The sequence below is a fragment of the Cyanobacteria bacterium FACHB-DQ100 genome (assembly GCA_014695195.1).
Classification (GTDB): Bacteria; Cyanobacteriota; Cyanobacteriia; order Leptolyngbyales; family Leptolyngbyaceae; genus Leptolyngbya.
This window is the reverse complement of the sequence record JACJNW010000028.1, coordinates 799,688-814,806: the sequence shown is the minus strand read 5'-3', so window position 1 is coordinate 814,806 and position 15,119 is coordinate 799,688. Positions and strand designations below refer to the sequence as shown.

Below are 15,119 nucleotides of genomic sequence, written 5' to 3'. Positions count from 1 at the left end.
GCAATCTAAGATAAAGTTCTTTGATTGTCTAATGTCTTCTAAACAAATTCTCGTTTGCCAGTACCAAAGCTGTCTGGCTCAAGGATCAGCCGAGGTGCTGGCAGCTTTTTTAGACTGTGCGGATTCTGAGGTGTCGATCGTTCCGAGTGAATGCCAAGGCCAATGCAATCTTGGTGCAACCGTGAGAGTTTTACCCGATGAAATTTGGTATTGTCGGGTGAAACCAAGCGATGTCAGTGCGATCGCTGAGTCTCATTTGCAGAATGATCAAGTCGTCGATCGATTGCTTCATCCCCGAATTCATCCGCGTTATTCAACCTGATTTTGCTGCTTTTATTATCGTCGATCGATATCTCGCGATCGACCGCCTGACTTAATGCGAATCGTAAACGCTTTGAATTTCTAATCCTGCGCTTCTTCGTTCAGCATCTGTATCCATTACTGAACCAATGCGGGGTTAAGTTTTCTCTGAGCTAATTCCGCTAACTTCCCAATGAGATTCGTATTTCTATTTATCTATTCGGTCTAAGTTTTAAAGTTTTCGTGTTGCCCATTTAGGTTTGCCCTCACATACGTAGGAGAAATTGAAAACGAACCTGCAAAAATAGCAAATAAACTTACAAAAATCGAAAACGAACCTGCAAAAATAGCAAATGAGCTTCACGAAATTGAAAACGCATCCTTCAAAGCAGCAATCGAACTCATCGAAACGACAAATGCACGATCGAATCAAGCAAATGAACCTAATGATTTAAAAACACTCATGCAAAATGCTGCGATCGCGATCGTCATTCTGACTAATCCAATTCTGTAACTTATGCGCGTTGTTCTTCAGCGAGTTCTTTCTTCCCAAGTCGTAGTAGATGGAGCAGTGATCGGGAAAATCGATCGGGGTCTAAATCTCTTAGTCGGAATCGCTGCCACTGATACCGAAGCCGAACTCGACTGGATGGCACGAAAATGTTTAGAGCTAAGAGTGTTTTCAGAAAACGGCAGGTTTGATCAGTCCATTCAGGACATTAACGGGGAAATTCTCGTAGTAAGTCAATTCACGCTGTATGGGGATTGTCGCAAAGGGCGACGACCTTCGTTTGATCAAGCGGCAGCACCCGATCGAGCCGAACAGCTTTACAACCAGTTTGTCGAAAAACTCAGATCGAGCGGCTTGAAAGTTGAAACCGGAAAATTTGGGGCGATGATGCGGGTGTCGATCGAGAATGACGGACCTGTCACGCTAATCCTAGAGCGTTAAGCAACTGATGAGATTTTAGGGTGGTGTAATGCGTTCTGTGTTGCAATAGTCTAAGTAACTCGCGATCGCTTCTTGCGCCTTCTCCACTGCTTTTGCATAGCTTTTTCCGGCTGTACAAGGTTGCATCACCAGTTCGGCAAACTCAGGAATCGTGACGAGGTAAAGCTGATCTTCTTCTGACCACGCGATCACCAAACTGTATCGATAAGACATTTCTTTTAAGAGATTAAACGTTAAAAATCTATCTCATTCAATAATTGATTCACCTGCGCTGGGTACACATGACGCAAGTTACGCCAAGACTGAAAAGGTTGATCATCAATCACGGCAGCTGGTTTGGGAAGATAAGCCACAAAACAATCATCTAAGCCTACCTCTAATGCTGAAGTACGAGCATATTCACTACCTCCACTACTCCAGCAGTACAAGATTGCGCCTTTAGCTTTTAACTCTCGAATTGCTTGGATAACGCTCGGCATCGGAATGCGTTTTGTCCCAAATGAGCGAATGAGAGTATCATCAACATCAACAAAAATAACCACGGCTAAAGTGCGTTCAGTTTCTAAAACTTATTTAACCTGCAAAAAGATGTTTTAGACCACAAACGGACAATTTAGAAGCGCGATCGCCCAACACGACGATCGCACCTTTCCTACACCTCAACCAACTGACTCGCAGACACTACCGTTTGTCGCGCCCATTCATCCGCCGCCAGAATTTCTTCGAGCGTTGGTGTGGAACGATTTTGAGTTGTGTAGCGATCGCACGTTTCCTCAATTAATCGCGGAATATCCAAGAACTGAATTTTTTCTTCTAAAAATAGCGCCACCGCTTGTTCATTCGCCGCATTCAGCACCGCAGGCATACAGCCCCCTGCTCGACCTGCCGCATACGCCAACGCCATGCAAGGATACTTCGCGTGATCCGGCTCTCGGAAGGTCAGCGTTCCCAACTTCACCAGATCCAGCCGTTCCCAACTCGTCGGAACACGATCGGGATACGACAGCGAATACAACAACGGCAATCGCATATCCGCCCAGCCCAACTGTGCCAGCACCGAAGTATCTTGCAGTTCAATCAGCGAGTGAATAATGCTCTGCGGATGAATCACAATTTCAATATCGTCATAATCAACGCCAAATAAATAATGCGCTTCGATTACTTCCAAGCCTTTGTTCATCAGGGTGGCGGAGTCGATCGTAATCTTGCGCCCCATTGTCCAATTCGGATGTTTCAGTGCATCTGCAACCGTCACCGATGCCAATTTTTCAACGGGCAGATCGCGGAACGAGCCACCCGATGCCGTTAAAATAATTTTCTTCAATCCGCCTTCTGGAACACCTTGCAAACACTGGAAAATTGCAGAATGTTCCGAATCGGCAGGGAGCATTTTTACGCCATGTTTTTGAATCAGAGGTAGCACCACAGGCGCACCCGCAATCAGTGTTTCTTTGTTTGCTAAAGCAATATTCTTTCCTGCCTCGATCGCTGCTAATGTCGGAAGCAATCCGGCACAGCCTACAATTCCACTCACAACCGACTCTGCATCGCCGTAACGTGCGACTTCGACGACTCCTGCTTCACCAGAGAGAATAATCGGCTGTGGGTCAAGATCGGCGATCGCGTCCTTTAATTCGGCTAACTTACTCTCGTCACAAATGGCGACGATTTCTGGGCGGAACGTGCGGATCTGCTGCGCGAATAATTCCACATTGCGTCCGGCTGCCATCCCAACAATGCGAAACTGATCCGGATGCTCGGACACAATATCCAGCGTTTGTGTCCCGATCGATCCAGTTGAACCAAGAAGGGTGATTGCTTTCACGGGTTATTTGTTTGACACTTCACCCATATCTTACGGGGAAGGGGGGATCAACGGATCTGTGAGACACTCCAGTCTAGAATATCGATATTCAGTTACAAGGTCTTGTCATGCAACTGGAAGATTATTTTGAGTTTGCAAGTCCAGACGAAATCCGATTCAAAGGACATCGAATTGGACTGGAAGATGTGTTGAAGTATTACCTCGCAGGCTATTCACCGGAGCAAATTCTGGAGGAATTACCGTCCTTGAATCTCGAAAAGGTTCATGCCGCAATTATTTATTATTTACACGATCGATCCACGATCGAAGCGTATTTGCTGCGTTTGGCAAACTGGCGAGAACAACGCTATCAAGCGTGGGCAGAGTCTGAGCTTTCTCCGGTTATACAACGATTGAGAGCATTGAAACGAGAGCGCAAAAGCAGCTTAACCCACTCATGAAAGCTCGATTTCTGCTTGATGAGAATTTATCGCCTAAGTTGAAAATTGCTGTTCTCCGCCTCAATCCAAGAATTGATATTTTGCGCGTTGGTGATCCAGGTGCCCCACTTTCTGGAACTCAACATCCTGAAGTTTTGCAATATTTAGAACTGTCACAAAGAATTTTAGTGACTGACAATCGCAAAAGTATGCCGGAACATTTAGAAATGCACTGGCAAAGCGGAGGATACATATGGGGACTATTTTGGCTGCGTCCTAGCTCGACCATTCGCGAGTGAGCAGAAGAACTGGTGCTGATTTGGGAAACCACTGAGGCGGAAGAGTGGATTGATCAACTGATCTGGATTCCGCTTTAGTGACGATAAAGCCCGTCTGGATTTTAGCTCAAACGGGCAAAAACACTAAGGATTAAGAATTTTCGAGACGCTCAAGACATCTTTATCGCCGCGCCCAGAGCAGTTAATCACAATCCGAGGGCTTCCCGACAGTTGCGGGCAAAGCGTATCGAGATAAGCGATCGCGTGTGATGTCTCCAATGCCGGAATGATTCCTTCTAGCTGTGAAAGCTTCTGGAATGCAGCTAAGGCTTGCTCATCGGTGACAGCGTAGTATTCTGCCCGTCTAACTTCCATCAGATAGCTATGTTCAGGCCCAACGCCCGGATAATCTAAGCCCGCGCTCACCGAATGCGGCTCGATCACTTGTCCGTCTTCATCCTGTAACAAGTAGCTCATTGCGCCATGCAGCACTCCGACCCGCCCTTTGGTTAAAGTTGCCGCGTGTTTATCGGTTTCGACTCCATGCCCTGCGGCTTCAACTCCGATCATGCGAACGCTGGGGTCTTCGACAAATTCATGGAACAATCCCATTGCATTCGAACCGCCGCCAACACAAGCCAGCAAAATATCCGGCAAGCCGCCCCATTTTTCCTGACATTGAGCGCGGGTTTCTTGACCGATAATTGCGTGAAAATCGCGCACAATCATCGGGTAGGGATGCGGCCCTGCAACTGAGCCGAGAATGTAATGCGTCGTCTCTACATTCGTCACCCAATCCCGAATCGCTTCGGAGGTGGCATCTTTGAGCGTTCCGGTTCCGGCTGCGACTGGACAAACTTCTGCACCCATCAGGCGCATTCTAAACACATTCAACGCTTGACGTTCCATATCGTGAACGCCCATGTAAACAACGCATTTCAGCCCAAATCGAGCGCAAGCGGTTGCGGTTGCCACTCCATGCTGTCCGGCTCCGGTTTCGGCGATCACACGCTGTTTGCCCATGCGTTTAGCAAGGAGGGCTTGAGCGATCGCATTGTTAATCTTGTGTGCGCCTGTGTGGTTTAAATCTTCGCGCTTGAGATAAATCTGTGCTCCGGTTCCGTCTGGCTTAGCGTAATGTTGGGTTAAGCGCTCAGCAAAATAAAGCGGACTCGGACGACCGACATAATCGCGCAGAAGCGACTGGAGTTCTGCTTGAAAGCTGGAATCTTGACTGTACTGTTTGTAAGCGGCTTCGAGTTCTGCCAGTGCTGGCATCAATGTTTCAGGAACGTATTTACCGCCGAATTTGCCGAATCGACCCAAAGTATCGGGGCGGTTTTCAATTGATACAGACTGATTAGGAGGAAGCGGAGTAATAGTCACGATCGCACTTTCAAAAATTCAGAACATCTTTAATCTTAAGGCATCCATTCTAAACCGATGCCAAATCGGCTCTCTTTCTGAATTGGAGAATTGCGTTTTTGAAACTCGGTGGAGAGTCTGAGATTGTGTGTGAGGGCGTAGCCGATCGATAATGTCGTCAATCCGGTTTGTTCTGCGCTAAACGGAGCCACCCAGCTTTGAGTCAGGCTAATATCTGCACCGCCACCGCGAGAGAGAACAAACAGCGCTCTGATGCCTAGATTTGCGCCGTCGATCGTTTGTCCTTGCACGTTTAACTGCCGATATCCCACCAGCGGCGCGACATTGATGTAACTTCCGAGGGGACGAGCATAGTAATGTAAATCTGCACCCCAGTTTGAGGATTGATAATTCGCGCTGGTAGTGAGACGGGTGCGATCGATTCGCAAATCTTCAATTCCAAGATTTAATTCTGAAGCAGAATAGCCAATCCGTAATCTTGTGCGAAAACTCGGATCAGATTTAATTTCTTCGGTCACATTTGGGACTTGTTTTTGCCAGCGTTGCAGGACTGGACTGTTCTGAATTACTTTCGGATCAAGGTCGAGTTCTGCTGCATAAGTGGGCGATCCAAGCAGCAAAACTCCCAACATTAAGGCTCTCATCTTAAACGCTCATGTCTAACTTGCACACCATATCACTGGTGCAATGAAGATGGACCGTTAAGGTATGTTTCCATACCTAGACTACTTTTTCAAAGATGAAGATGTGCTGCTGCGGTAAACCGTTGCGAGTTTCAACATAGCGAAGTCCTGCAACCGTCATTTCTTGCCGCACTTGTTTCTGAGTCATTTTGTGTAGCGGTTTGATCAACACGAACGGATTTTCGCCTCGGTATTCGACTAGAACCGCTCGCCCGTGAGGTTTGAGCGATCGTACAATTCCCGCCATCATTTCTTGGGGATATTCAAACTCGTGATACGCATCGACCATTAATGCTAAATCAACGCTGTTTTCCGGCAAATTCGGATTTGTTTCACTCCCTAAGATCGGCTCAACATTCGGGATTTTCTTCTCATCTTTCAGAGAGTTCAAAATCTCCAGCATTTCCGGCTGAACCTCTACTGCATACACTTTGCCTTGTGGCACCCCAGAGGCAATTCGGAAGCTGAAATACCCGGTGCCTGCTCCAATATCCGCAACTACGCTATCTGGTTTGAGATTCAGTGCGGCAATCACTTTTTGGGGCTGTTCTTCGGATGCGCGGCTCGATCGCTCCAACCACCCTGCGCCCTGATGCCCCATGATCTGAGCAATTTCACGCCCCATGTAAATTTTGCCAATGCCATCCGGGTCGTGATTTGTACGAGTTTGATAAACCTCTACATCCGCCCACACTGGCAAACTCAAACAAAGCCAAATCGCCAAAATTGCCCCTAGCCTTCTCCAGATCATTTTTCGCCTCTCGACACAATTCCCGTCTTGCCAAACTGTAAACTGTTGGCAGTTTTGTATCAACTTAAAGCCGTGTTCCTGACAAAACGTTCCACTTTGTTCTCGCTGGTCATCTCGCTGGTTGTCGCACTGTCGATCGTCTTCCTCACCGCTCCGTCCCGCGCTCTCCAAGCCCAGATTACGCCGCGATCGCCCGCGCTTGGAGATACGATTTCCGTGATCACCCAATCTCAAACCGCCCCGACAATTCGCTTTAACGGGAAGACCTATCCATCGTTTGATTTGGGCAATAACCGTTATCGATCGCTTCTACCTACAACACCGCTCGATCGTCCTGGTCGCCTCTCGATTCAAATTTCTGGGGGAACGGATACCCAGACGATCCCAATTACCTTGCGAAATCGATCGTTTCCAACTCAAAGCATTTGGCTACCTCCCGGAAAAGATGACAACGGCAGCGATGCTGAATTTGATCGCATTGATGCGTTTAAAGCGATCGTTTCTCCAGAAAAACTTTGGTCAGGCAAATTTGCGCGGCCAAGTCAGGGTGGAGTGACCGCAGGTTACGGCATTCGCCGCTATTACAACGGAGTCTTTGCCAAAGATTATTATCATCGTGGGATTGATTATGCAGGTGGATACGGATCAGCGATCGTGGCTCCGGCAGCAGGTCGCGTAGTCTTAATCGGGCGAGAATCCCAAGGCTTCAAAGTGCATGGAAACTGTGTCGGACTCGATCACGGTCAGGGAGTTGAAACCATCTACATTCACATGAGCCGGATCGATGTCAAAGAAGGAGATGTTGTTAGACCCGGACAGCGCATCGGTGCGATCGGAGCTACCGGAGCCGCAACCGGATCTCACTTACATTGGGGCTTATTCTTGCATGGTGCCGCCGTCGATCCAACCCCTTGGCGCACGAATCCATTTGAATAAGTTTCGCAAATCTACCTTGCGACGATCGGCACCTTCTCACTTTAGCCAGATAAGCGATCCCACGCCTCCCCGTTAGATTGATCATGACCTCTACGGGAAATTTTTATTATGTCTAAAGTAGAAGATGCAATTGAAAAAGCTAAAGAAATGCTGCCGAATATCACTCCTACGCCGCCTGGATTGAAGGCACAGTCTTCAGTTCATGATCTGAAGTCTCGCTTAGAGTGGGGCGAACCCGGACTGACGATTCTAGATGTGCGTCCGCGTGATGTTTATAACCAAGGTCACATCATGGGAGCAATGGAGTTTCCGATCGACAAGCTGGTCGATTTAGCAAAAAATAACTTTGAATCGAATCGCGATATCTACGTTTACGGTGCAAGCGATCAAGAAACGGCTGAAGCTGCAAACCTGCTGCGTCAAGCAGGGTTTAACAGTGTTTCAGAGTTGAAAGGTGGACTGGACGCTTGGAAAGCGGTTGCAGGTTCGACCGAGGGCGTTGACGAATCTCTCGCTGATCCGGGCAAGAATGCTTACAACGTGGTAGACAATGTGAAAAACCACTTTGAACGTCAAGAGATCGATTTTGAAAAGCCATAGAGTTTTGCGATTCTCCTAAACTAACAAGAACTCCGATTTTCTCAACGAAGTCGGAGTTCTTGTGTACTGAGGAAAGCCTCCAAAATCACGATTTTTATGTGCGGAAGATTTACCCAAACTCATACAGCAGACGCGATTGCCCAAACCTTCGACCTCGACGAAATTCCTAACTGGCAACCGCGCTACAACATTGCCCCCACTCAACCCATCGGCGCGATCGTCGAACCGCATCACTTCAAACTCTTACGCTGGGGATTGATTCCCGCTTGGGCGAAAGATCCGGCGATCGGAAATAAACTAATCAACGCCCGCGCTGAAACAGTCAGTGAGAAACCTTCATTCCGCGATGCATTTAAGCGCCGTCGCTGTCTGGTTGTGGCGGATGGCTACTACGAATGGAAAAAGCAAGCGGGTAAAAAGCAGCCGTTCTACTTCCAATTAGAAGACCATCAACCTTTTGCCTTTGCCGGACTCTGGGAGCGCTGGAACTCTCCAGACGGTGAAACTGTTGAAACTTGCACAATTATCACGACTGAAGCGAATGAGCTTGCAGCAACCGTTCACGATCGAATGCCCGTGATCCTCAGCAAAGACGAGTACGATCACTGGCTCGATCCAAGCTTCAAATCAGCCCAATCGCTCCTTCACCCCTACGCCAGTGCTACTATGCGATCGTATCCGGTTCCGCTAACCGTCAACAGTCCGACCCACGATGCCCCGGATTGTATTGCACAACTTAGTAAAGACTGACGAGATTTTCTCAATTCTTCTGTGTTAAATAGAATACAATCAGCCTTAAGTATCATGGATTTAGTCTATGCGGCATCAGCCATCCTGGGTTCGGTATGGATTAGCGCGGCTGCGCCCGATCGGTCGTCCTGTCGTTTGGGCACCTGCGATCGCGCTGTTGTTTTTGGTGTTGTTTACCTGGGAATTCTTCAGCCGCACAGAAGTTGCTCGTGAGCTTGAGAACCCGGCGGCTGAGGGCACCCTGTCACCAGAAGATCGGGCGATCGGTGCCGATATTGATTCTTTGTCGCTCTTGATGAACGACATCAAAGCGGCATCCAGACCGGAAACGGCTCAATTTTTAATCGCGCCTACTGCTCCAACTGCAACACCGCAAAATGCTGCGACTCCAAATCGGCTCTTTTCTACCCCGACTGATGCGATCGCCCAATCTGAGCCAGAAACACAAGAAACAACCGGAACGCTTAGAAGCGCCCCATCAACAGAACTTGGGCTTCCCTACACAACGCGACCCGCTGTACCTGAAGCCGCACTGCCGCCAAACCGACTGCAAGAGGCACTGACGAAATTAGCCACTGAGAACCGTTTGATCGTCTCGCAACCTCCGATCGAAGGCACAATTCGCTTGGATACTCCCAATACAGGAACCTCAATCAATGCCGCCCCTCAAAATTCGTTTTCAGCGCTAATCGAAGGGACACAGCCGATCGTTCCTGGAACCATTCCGACTGTTTCTGCGCCTTTACCCATTGCACCTGCGATCAATGCACCTGTTGCTTCACCTGTTGCACCGCAAGCTCTCACACCCCAACCCGTTGAAGCTCAAAATTTCGGTGTAATGCAGAATGCTCCAGTGGTGAATCAGCAACCGTTTTCCGTACCGCGATCGATTCCCGGCCGCACGATCGGCGGCGGGAATATCAACACCTTCTCGAATCCCTGAAAAAATCGGGATTGAACGACGCTTGAACAATCCCGATTCTCGGTTTAAAAATTCCGAATAATTGCATCCGCAAATTCAGAGCATTTCAGCGGCGGCTCAACCGGAGGTTCCATCAATCGCGCTAAATCATACGTTACCTCGCGCTGCTCGATCGCCTTCGCCAATCCGCCCTTGATCAAATCTGCTGCTTCTTGCCAGCCCAAATATTCCAGCATCATCACACCAGAAAGAATCAGTGAACCGGGATTCACGCGATCAAGTCCTGCATGTTTCGGAGCCGTACCATGAGTTGCCTCAAAAATCGCGCAGGCATCTCCGATATTTGCACCGGGAGCCATGCCCAAACCACCCGCGATCGCAGCCGCAGCATCGGAAATATAATCTCCGTTCAGGTTCATCGTCGCTAAAATCGAGTATTCATCCGGACGGGTCTGAATCTGTTGGAAAATGCTATCCGCAATGCGATCGTTAATCATTACTTTTTCCTTCCATTTCCCGCTCCCATGCGTTTCCCAGATGGAATCAAGAACCATTTGCACTTCTTTGCAGATTGATGCTTGCTTATCCGGAGTCATCGAACCATAACCCGGATCAATCTGACGGGCATTTTCTTCGATCGTCAGATTCGGGTTTTTCTCTTTGTTACCAAGAATCCAGGATTCACGCTCGGTCACACACTCTGATCGAAACTCCGTTGTCGCTAGTTCATATCCCCAATCCCGAAACGCGCCTTCGGTGTACTTCATAATGTTACCTTTGTGAACCAGCGTCACCGTTTGTTTATGCTTCGGCAACCGGAGCGCGTGTTGAATCGCTCGACGCACAAGACGCTGCGATCCTTTCTTACTGATCGGCTTAATTCCAATGCCCGCATCGAGCGGAATCTGCTTTTTCCCGTGTTCTGGAGTGCTGGGAATCAGATCCTCATTCAGCAGCTTGATTAAACGATCGCCAATCTCGCTGCCTTGTTTCCACTCGATCCCCAGGTAGATATCCTCAGTGTTCTCACGATAGATGATGACATCGAGTTTCTCCGGATAGCGATGTGGCGAAGGTGTTCCGGCGTAATACTTACAGGGACGCACACAGGCATACAGATCAAAGATTTGGCGCAACGCTACATTCAGCGATCGAATCCCACCGCCGATCGGGGTTGTCAATGGGCCTTTGATCGCCACACCGAATTCTCGAATCGCTTCTAGCGAGTCTTCAGGTAAATATTGATACGTTCCATACTGTTCGCAAGCCTCATCGCCAACGTAGATCTTGAACCAAGTGATCTGACGCTTCCCGCCGTATGCCCTCTGAACTGCCGCATCAAAGACCTTCTGCGATGCGGGCCACAAGTCAATGCCCGTTCCATCTCCTCGAATGAATGGAATAATCGGGTTATCTGGAACGATCGGTTCTCCGTTCTCAAATCTAATCGCAGAACCCGTCGAAGGAGGTGTAATTTTTTCGTACATGATCGAGCAATTCTCAAGTTAGGATAAGTTGGGCGGTGTGCTAAATCAGCAAACCAATCTTGCAATTTATCTCTTATTGGCTAGGTAAAAGCAAGACAAATTCACGCAGCTAGAACGTAAAGATAAGCCTGAAACCTCAGAGCCATCAGTCACTGGGATACCATAATAAGGGAAAACTTTCGGTTAATCCGTTGACTAACTGAGTGAATAGGTAAGTTCGTTTCTTAGTTTCGATCGCACGACAGGTAGAAATGAATCGGCTTGAGCTTCTGGAGAGGCGCATGAAAAAAATTTTGATTGTCGATGATGATACTGCACTGCGAGTCGCACTCATTCAATTTTTAGAAAAACGCGGATATGCGGTACAGGGTGCAGCATCGGGAATCGAAGGATTAGCCCTATTTGAACAAGATTTGCCAGATTTAGTGGTGTCTGACGTGGTTATGCCAGAAATGGACGGACTCGAATTCTGTCGCCGCTTACGATCGCTCAGAACCGGACAACTGGTTCCCTTTATCTTTCTCTCCAGACGCAGCGAAGTAGAAGACCGCGTTCAAGGTCATTCGATCGGAGCCGATGATTATTTGACCAAACCCTTTGAACCAAGAGAATTATTAGCAAAGATCGAAGGGCAATTGGAACGATCGCGCCGCATCCACACCGAAATTGTGCGCCTGATGCAGCAGTCGAGCCAACCGTCGAACGAAACATCCTCGCAAACCGTAAATCCACTACCCCTAACTCCTGCTGAAGAAAAAGTGTTCTGGGAAGTCATTCAAGGTCACACCAACAAGCAGATTGGCGATCATTTATTTGTCAGTCCGCGCACCGTGCAAACGCATTTAAGCAACATTTTGAGCAAACTACAGCTTGAAAATCGATCGCAACTCGTGCGCTATGCGTTTGAAAGAGGCTACCGACTGCCCTCTACTGAACCTGTAACCCATGAAGAAAACGCATGAGTGTGGGCATTTATTCTCTGAAGGTGCTAAAGACTGCGATCGCATCTGATCCCGCTCGCTGGCGACCGCTTGTGGTGACGAACGGCTGCTTCGATCTGCTGCATCTGGGTCATGTGCGCTACCTCAACTCAGCCAGACAGCTCGGACAATCACTCGTGATTGGATTAAATAGTGACGAATCAATTCGATTAATTAAGCCCGATCGCAGCCCACCCCGTCCGATTGTGACTGAGCTAGAACGTGCCGAAGTCTTAGCGGCGCTGAAATCTGTCGATGGAGTCGTGATTTTTTCTGAAAAAACTGCTTGCGAGCTAGTTGAAGCGCTCCGCCCTGAGATTTATGCTAAAGGTGGTGACTACAATCTACAGACATTGCCCGAAGCCTCGATCGTACAATCCTACGGCGGACAAGTTCGTCTCATCGATATTGAAGTACCGTCTTCAACGACAGCGATCGTCGATCGAATTTTGAGAGGCGTAACCCGAACCCCCTAACACCCACATGGTTTACATGACTAATTTAGAAACCTCCTCAGCCCTCGATCTTCCCGGTAGCATTGCGACGCTCCAACTGAAGCTTCGATCAGACTCCGAAAAGGTGCAGCTTCAGGCGATCGACGAACTCTCCGCCCTTGGTGAAGACGGATTTCCTGCGCTGATGGAATTTTTGCTCGATCGTCCTGAATCGAGCCGAGTCAGCGCCAAAATTTATCAAACCCTGTTCAACACTCAAGCGCCAAAAGTGTTGGAGTTTCTTCAGCAGCACTTCCCCACTGGAACCATCCCGCTCAAGTCCGATCGCAACATCGACTACACCGAACTTCAGCAACTCCTCGCCCAGCAGAAATTCCAAGCCGCCGATCTCCTCACAATTCAAAAACTGTGTGAACTGGCGGGAGAATCCGCCGTCCTTCGCAAATGGCTCTACTTCACCGAGGTTGAGAACTTCCCGACCCCAGATTTACACACGATCGATGCCTTGTGGCTGGCTCATTCCGACTATCGCTACGGCTTTTCGGTGCAGCGGCAAATCTGGCTCAGTGTTGGCAAAAAATGGGAAAAACTGTGGGAAAAAATCGGCTGGAAATCTGGCTACACCTGGACGCGCTATCCCGACGGCTTTACCTGGAGTCTGAATGCGCCTAAAGGACACTTGCCGCTCTCCAATCAGCTCCGCGGCGTTCGAGTGATTGCTGCACTCCTAAATCATTCCGCTTGGACAAAATAATCTGCTGGAGTCATTTTGTCCGTAATTTCATCAGACTAGAACCGCCCAAACCCTTAAACTTCCGTAATCTCTCTTGCTAGTGAACGTTGATTTACCAGCAAGTCAGGGCAATCTGTGTATAGTTGAAGACTGTTTGACAGTCGTTGTTCCCTAAAGCACTGGATTGTCAGATGGTCGAGGAGTTCTTTAGATCGAGGATTGGGGTTGGAATGGGAATCCCCGAAATCAGGCTATTTTGCCGATTAGATGGGTTAACGGCTGCTGCTCGTGAGCAGCAGCGTCTACTGGTACTGACGGAACTCGGGTTGCTCGATACCGAAGTTGTACCGATTTTTGAGGAAGCAACTCAAACCGCTGCTCACTCGCTCGGTGCGCCAATTAGCTTGCTCAGCGCGATCGATCAATCGCGTCAGTGGTTCAAATCTGCGGTTGGTCTCTCGCGCTTGGGCTTAATGAATGACTTGGCGCTTTCCCGACAACTGCCCCGCGAACACGCCTTCTGTGTGCATGTGATGGATAGCCAGCAGGTTTTGGCGATCGAGGACACGCTTGAGCACCCAGCGTTTGCCAACTCTTTGCTGTGTCAACAGTACGGCATTCGTGCGTATCTCGGTGCGCCCCTGCTGACGGTCAGCGGCGAGTGTGTCGGTACGCTTTGTGTCATGGATTCTCGCCCCCGAAACTTCACAGAACGGGATATCGAATTTCTCCTGCTGACTGCCCGCCTCAGCATGAGTGAATATGAGCGCCTGCAAATGGTTAAAGCTCAAGTCGTCAAACCTGCACCGAGAGTTCAGCCTGCCGCCCTCCCTCCGCCTTCAAACCCCATTAAGTTTGAACTCCTGGCTCAACTCACTCAGGAGTTACGCACCCCATTGACCTCCGTTATGGGAATGGCAAGTGTACTCAATCGCGAAATCTACGGCCCCCTGACTAGCAAGCAAAAAGAGTATCTCGATATCATTCATCACAGCGGGCAGTACCTATTATCTTTAGTAAAGGAAATTCTAGAACTGTCGCAGCTTGACGACCAAAGCCGAGCGCTGAACTTATCGTCGATCGACATTGAGATGGTCTGTCAGCAGGCAATCAGTACCTTAGAGCAAGCTGCCAATCGTCGAGAGCAGCAAATTCGGCTATCGGTTGAACCCGGTAATCGTATTTGGCTACTCGACAAAGACAAGATCCGCCAAATGCTCTATCACTTGCTGTTTAGCGTGGTTCAGTCCTCGACAGCGGGTAGTATCGTGCGCCTGCACGTTTCGCAAAAGAGCAGCGGACTGCGGCTAACGGTTTGGGCGGCGCACCCCTGTCTCGGCGAGGGGCTTGGTTTTAACGAAATGCTAATGCCGCAAACCAGCGCGATCGCGTCATTTGAGTACGAGATGCAGAGTCATGGGCATCGTGCAAGCGCGGGACTCATCCCGGTTGCGACCGCCCTCAGTGCTCCAAAGTTTAACAACCTTGATCAGTTCTCGGAAACCGATGCTGACACCGCCCGGAAGAATCTCGGCTTGCTGCTGAGTCGGCAACTTGCGGAGATGCACGGTGGGCAAATCTTGATTCAAGGATCATCAGAACCGGGATACCGATATGTGATCACTTTGCCCCGATTAACGCAGTAGCCTTGTCAAAACGCCA

18 protein-coding genes and 1 pseudogene are annotated in these 15,119 nt (G+C 49.0%); 12 read left to right on the top strand and 7 right to left on the bottom strand.

Translation table 11 applies throughout. The annotated features are described in order from the left end of the window. Positions 1-31: 31 nt before the first annotated feature. Both H6F51_15000 and H6F51_14995 read left to right on the top strand, forming a co-directional pair. Positions 32-322 carry a (2Fe-2S) ferredoxin domain-containing protein gene (locus H6F51_15000; protein MBD1823792.1) on the top strand — a complete coding sequence of 97 codons (291 nt, stop codon included), beginning with the start codon at positions 32-34 and terminating at the stop codon, positions 320-322. Between the two features lie 495 nt (positions 323-817). After that, positions 818-1,252: a D-tyrosyl-tRNA(Tyr) deacylase gene (locus H6F51_14995; GenBank protein MBD1823791.1), complete on the top strand. Its 435-nt coding sequence runs from the start codon at positions 818-820 to the stop codon at positions 1,250-1,252. 15 nt (positions 1,253-1,267) lie between these two features. Here H6F51_14995 and H6F51_14990 read toward each other — a convergent pair whose 3' ends face one another. From H6F51_14990 to H6F51_14980, 3 genes are all read right to left on the bottom strand, one after another. Continuing rightward, complete coding sequence (locus H6F51_14990) at positions 1,268-1,465, bottom strand: type II toxin-antitoxin system HicB family antitoxin (GenBank protein MBD1823790.1); 198 nt, start codon at positions 1,463-1,465, stop codon at positions 1,268-1,270. Between the two features lie 20 nt (positions 1,466-1,485). Further along, a complete protein-coding gene (locus tag H6F51_14985) occupies positions 1,486-1,794 on the bottom strand; it encodes a DUF705 domain-containing protein (GenBank protein MBD1823789.1) in 309 nt (102 codons plus the stop codon). 110 nt (positions 1,795-1,904) lie between these two features. Next, on the bottom strand, positions 1,905-3,077 hold the full coding sequence (locus H6F51_14980; protein MBD1823788.1) for a 1-deoxy-D-xylulose-5-phosphate reductoisomerase: 1,173 nt from the start codon (positions 3,075-3,077) through the stop codon (positions 1,905-1,907). 107 nt (positions 3,078-3,184) lie between these two features. On the opposite strand from H6F51_14980, the gene H6F51_14975 reads away from it, so the two are divergent. After that, the gene (locus tag H6F51_14975; GenBank protein ID MBD1823787.1) at positions 3,185-3,517 is read left to right on the top strand and encodes a DUF433 domain-containing protein; all 333 of its coding nucleotides are present in this window, start codon (positions 3,185-3,187) and stop codon (positions 3,515-3,517) included. Continuing rightward, positions 3,514-3,873, top strand: a pseudogene (locus H6F51_14970) (DUF5615 family PIN-like protein). Before H6F51_14975 ends, H6F51_14970 begins: the two are co-directional and overlap by 4 nt. Positions 3,874-3,918: 45 nt before the next feature. On the opposite strand, the gene trpB reads toward H6F51_14970, so the two are convergent. The 3 genes from trpB to H6F51_14955 all read right to left on the bottom strand — a co-directional run bounded on the left by trpB (position 3,919) and on the right by H6F51_14955 (position 6,594). Continuing rightward, a complete protein-coding gene (gene trpB, locus H6F51_14965; protein MBD1823786.1) occupies positions 3,919-5,160 on the bottom strand; it encodes a tryptophan synthase subunit beta in 1,242 nt (413 codons plus the stop codon). A 35-nt stretch (positions 5,161-5,195) separates the two neighbouring features. Then, the gene (locus H6F51_14960) at positions 5,196-5,804 is read right to left on the bottom strand and encodes a hypothetical protein (protein ID MBD1823785.1); all 609 of its coding nucleotides are present in this window, start codon (positions 5,802-5,804) and stop codon (positions 5,196-5,198) included. 76 nt (positions 5,805-5,880) lie between these two features. Then, positions 5,881-6,594 (bottom strand): class I SAM-dependent methyltransferase, encoded by a 714-nt coding sequence (locus H6F51_14955; protein ID MBD1823784.1) that lies wholly within the window; start codon positions 6,592-6,594, stop codon positions 5,881-5,883. 117 nt (positions 6,595-6,711) lie between these two features. On the opposite strand from H6F51_14955, the gene H6F51_14950 reads away from it, so the two are divergent. The 4 genes from H6F51_14950 (at position 6,712) to H6F51_14935 (ending at position 9,823) form a co-directional block, all read left to right on the top strand. Next, on the top strand, positions 6,712-7,530 hold the full coding sequence (locus H6F51_14950; GenBank protein MBD1823783.1) for a M23 family metallopeptidase: 819 nt from the start codon (positions 6,712-6,714) through the stop codon (positions 7,528-7,530). Positions 7,531-7,638: 108 nt separating this feature from the next. Continuing rightward, the gene (locus tag H6F51_14945; protein ID MBD1823782.1) at positions 7,639-8,130 is read left to right on the top strand and encodes a rhodanese-like domain-containing protein; all 492 of its coding nucleotides are present in this window, start codon (positions 7,639-7,641) and stop codon (positions 8,128-8,130) included. 96 nt (positions 8,131-8,226) lie between these two features. Continuing rightward, on the top strand, positions 8,227-8,880 hold the full coding sequence (locus H6F51_14940) for an SOS response-associated peptidase (GenBank protein ID MBD1823781.1): 654 nt from the start codon (positions 8,227-8,229) through the stop codon (positions 8,878-8,880). Positions 8,881-8,947: 67 nt separating this feature from the next. Beyond that, positions 8,948-9,823 (top strand): hypothetical protein, encoded by an 876-nt coding sequence (locus tag H6F51_14935; GenBank protein ID MBD1823780.1) that lies wholly within the window; start codon positions 8,948-8,950, stop codon positions 9,821-9,823. A gap of 44 nt (positions 9,824-9,867) precedes the next feature. Here the strand turns inward: H6F51_14935 and H6F51_14930 are convergent, their stop codons facing one another. Beyond that, positions 9,868-11,289 carry an NADP-dependent isocitrate dehydrogenase gene (locus tag H6F51_14930; GenBank protein MBD1823779.1) on the bottom strand — a complete coding sequence of 474 codons (1,422 nt, stop codon included), beginning with the start codon at positions 11,287-11,289 and terminating at the stop codon, positions 9,868-9,870. Positions 11,290-11,570: 281 nt separating this feature from the next. Between H6F51_14930 and H6F51_14925 the strand changes: the two genes are divergently transcribed. The 4 genes from H6F51_14925 (at position 11,571) to H6F51_14910 (ending at position 15,103) form a co-directional block, all read left to right on the top strand. Then, on the top strand, positions 11,571-12,251 hold the full coding sequence (locus H6F51_14925; GenBank protein MBD1823778.1) for a response regulator transcription factor: 681 nt from the start codon (positions 11,571-11,573) through the stop codon (positions 12,249-12,251). Then, positions 12,248-12,745, top strand: a complete 498-nt coding sequence (gene rfaE2 / locus H6F51_14920) for a D-glycero-beta-D-manno-heptose 1-phosphate adenylyltransferase (GenBank protein MBD1823777.1) — start codon at positions 12,248-12,250, stop codon at positions 12,743-12,745. The genes H6F51_14925 and rfaE2 overlap by 4 nt, the downstream gene beginning before the upstream one ends. Before the next feature lie 16 nt (positions 12,746-12,761). Further along, positions 12,762-13,478: a GUN4 N-terminal ARM-like repeat domain-containing protein gene (locus tag H6F51_14915; GenBank protein MBD1823776.1), complete on the top strand. Its 717-nt coding sequence runs from the start codon at positions 12,762-12,764 to the stop codon at positions 13,476-13,478. Positions 13,479-13,687: 209 nt separating this feature from the next. Continuing rightward, positions 13,688-15,103, top strand: a complete 1,416-nt coding sequence (locus H6F51_14910) for a GAF domain-containing sensor histidine kinase (protein ID MBD1823775.1) — start codon at positions 13,688-13,690, stop codon at positions 15,101-15,103. The last annotated feature ends 16 nt before the right edge of the window (positions 15,104-15,119 follow it).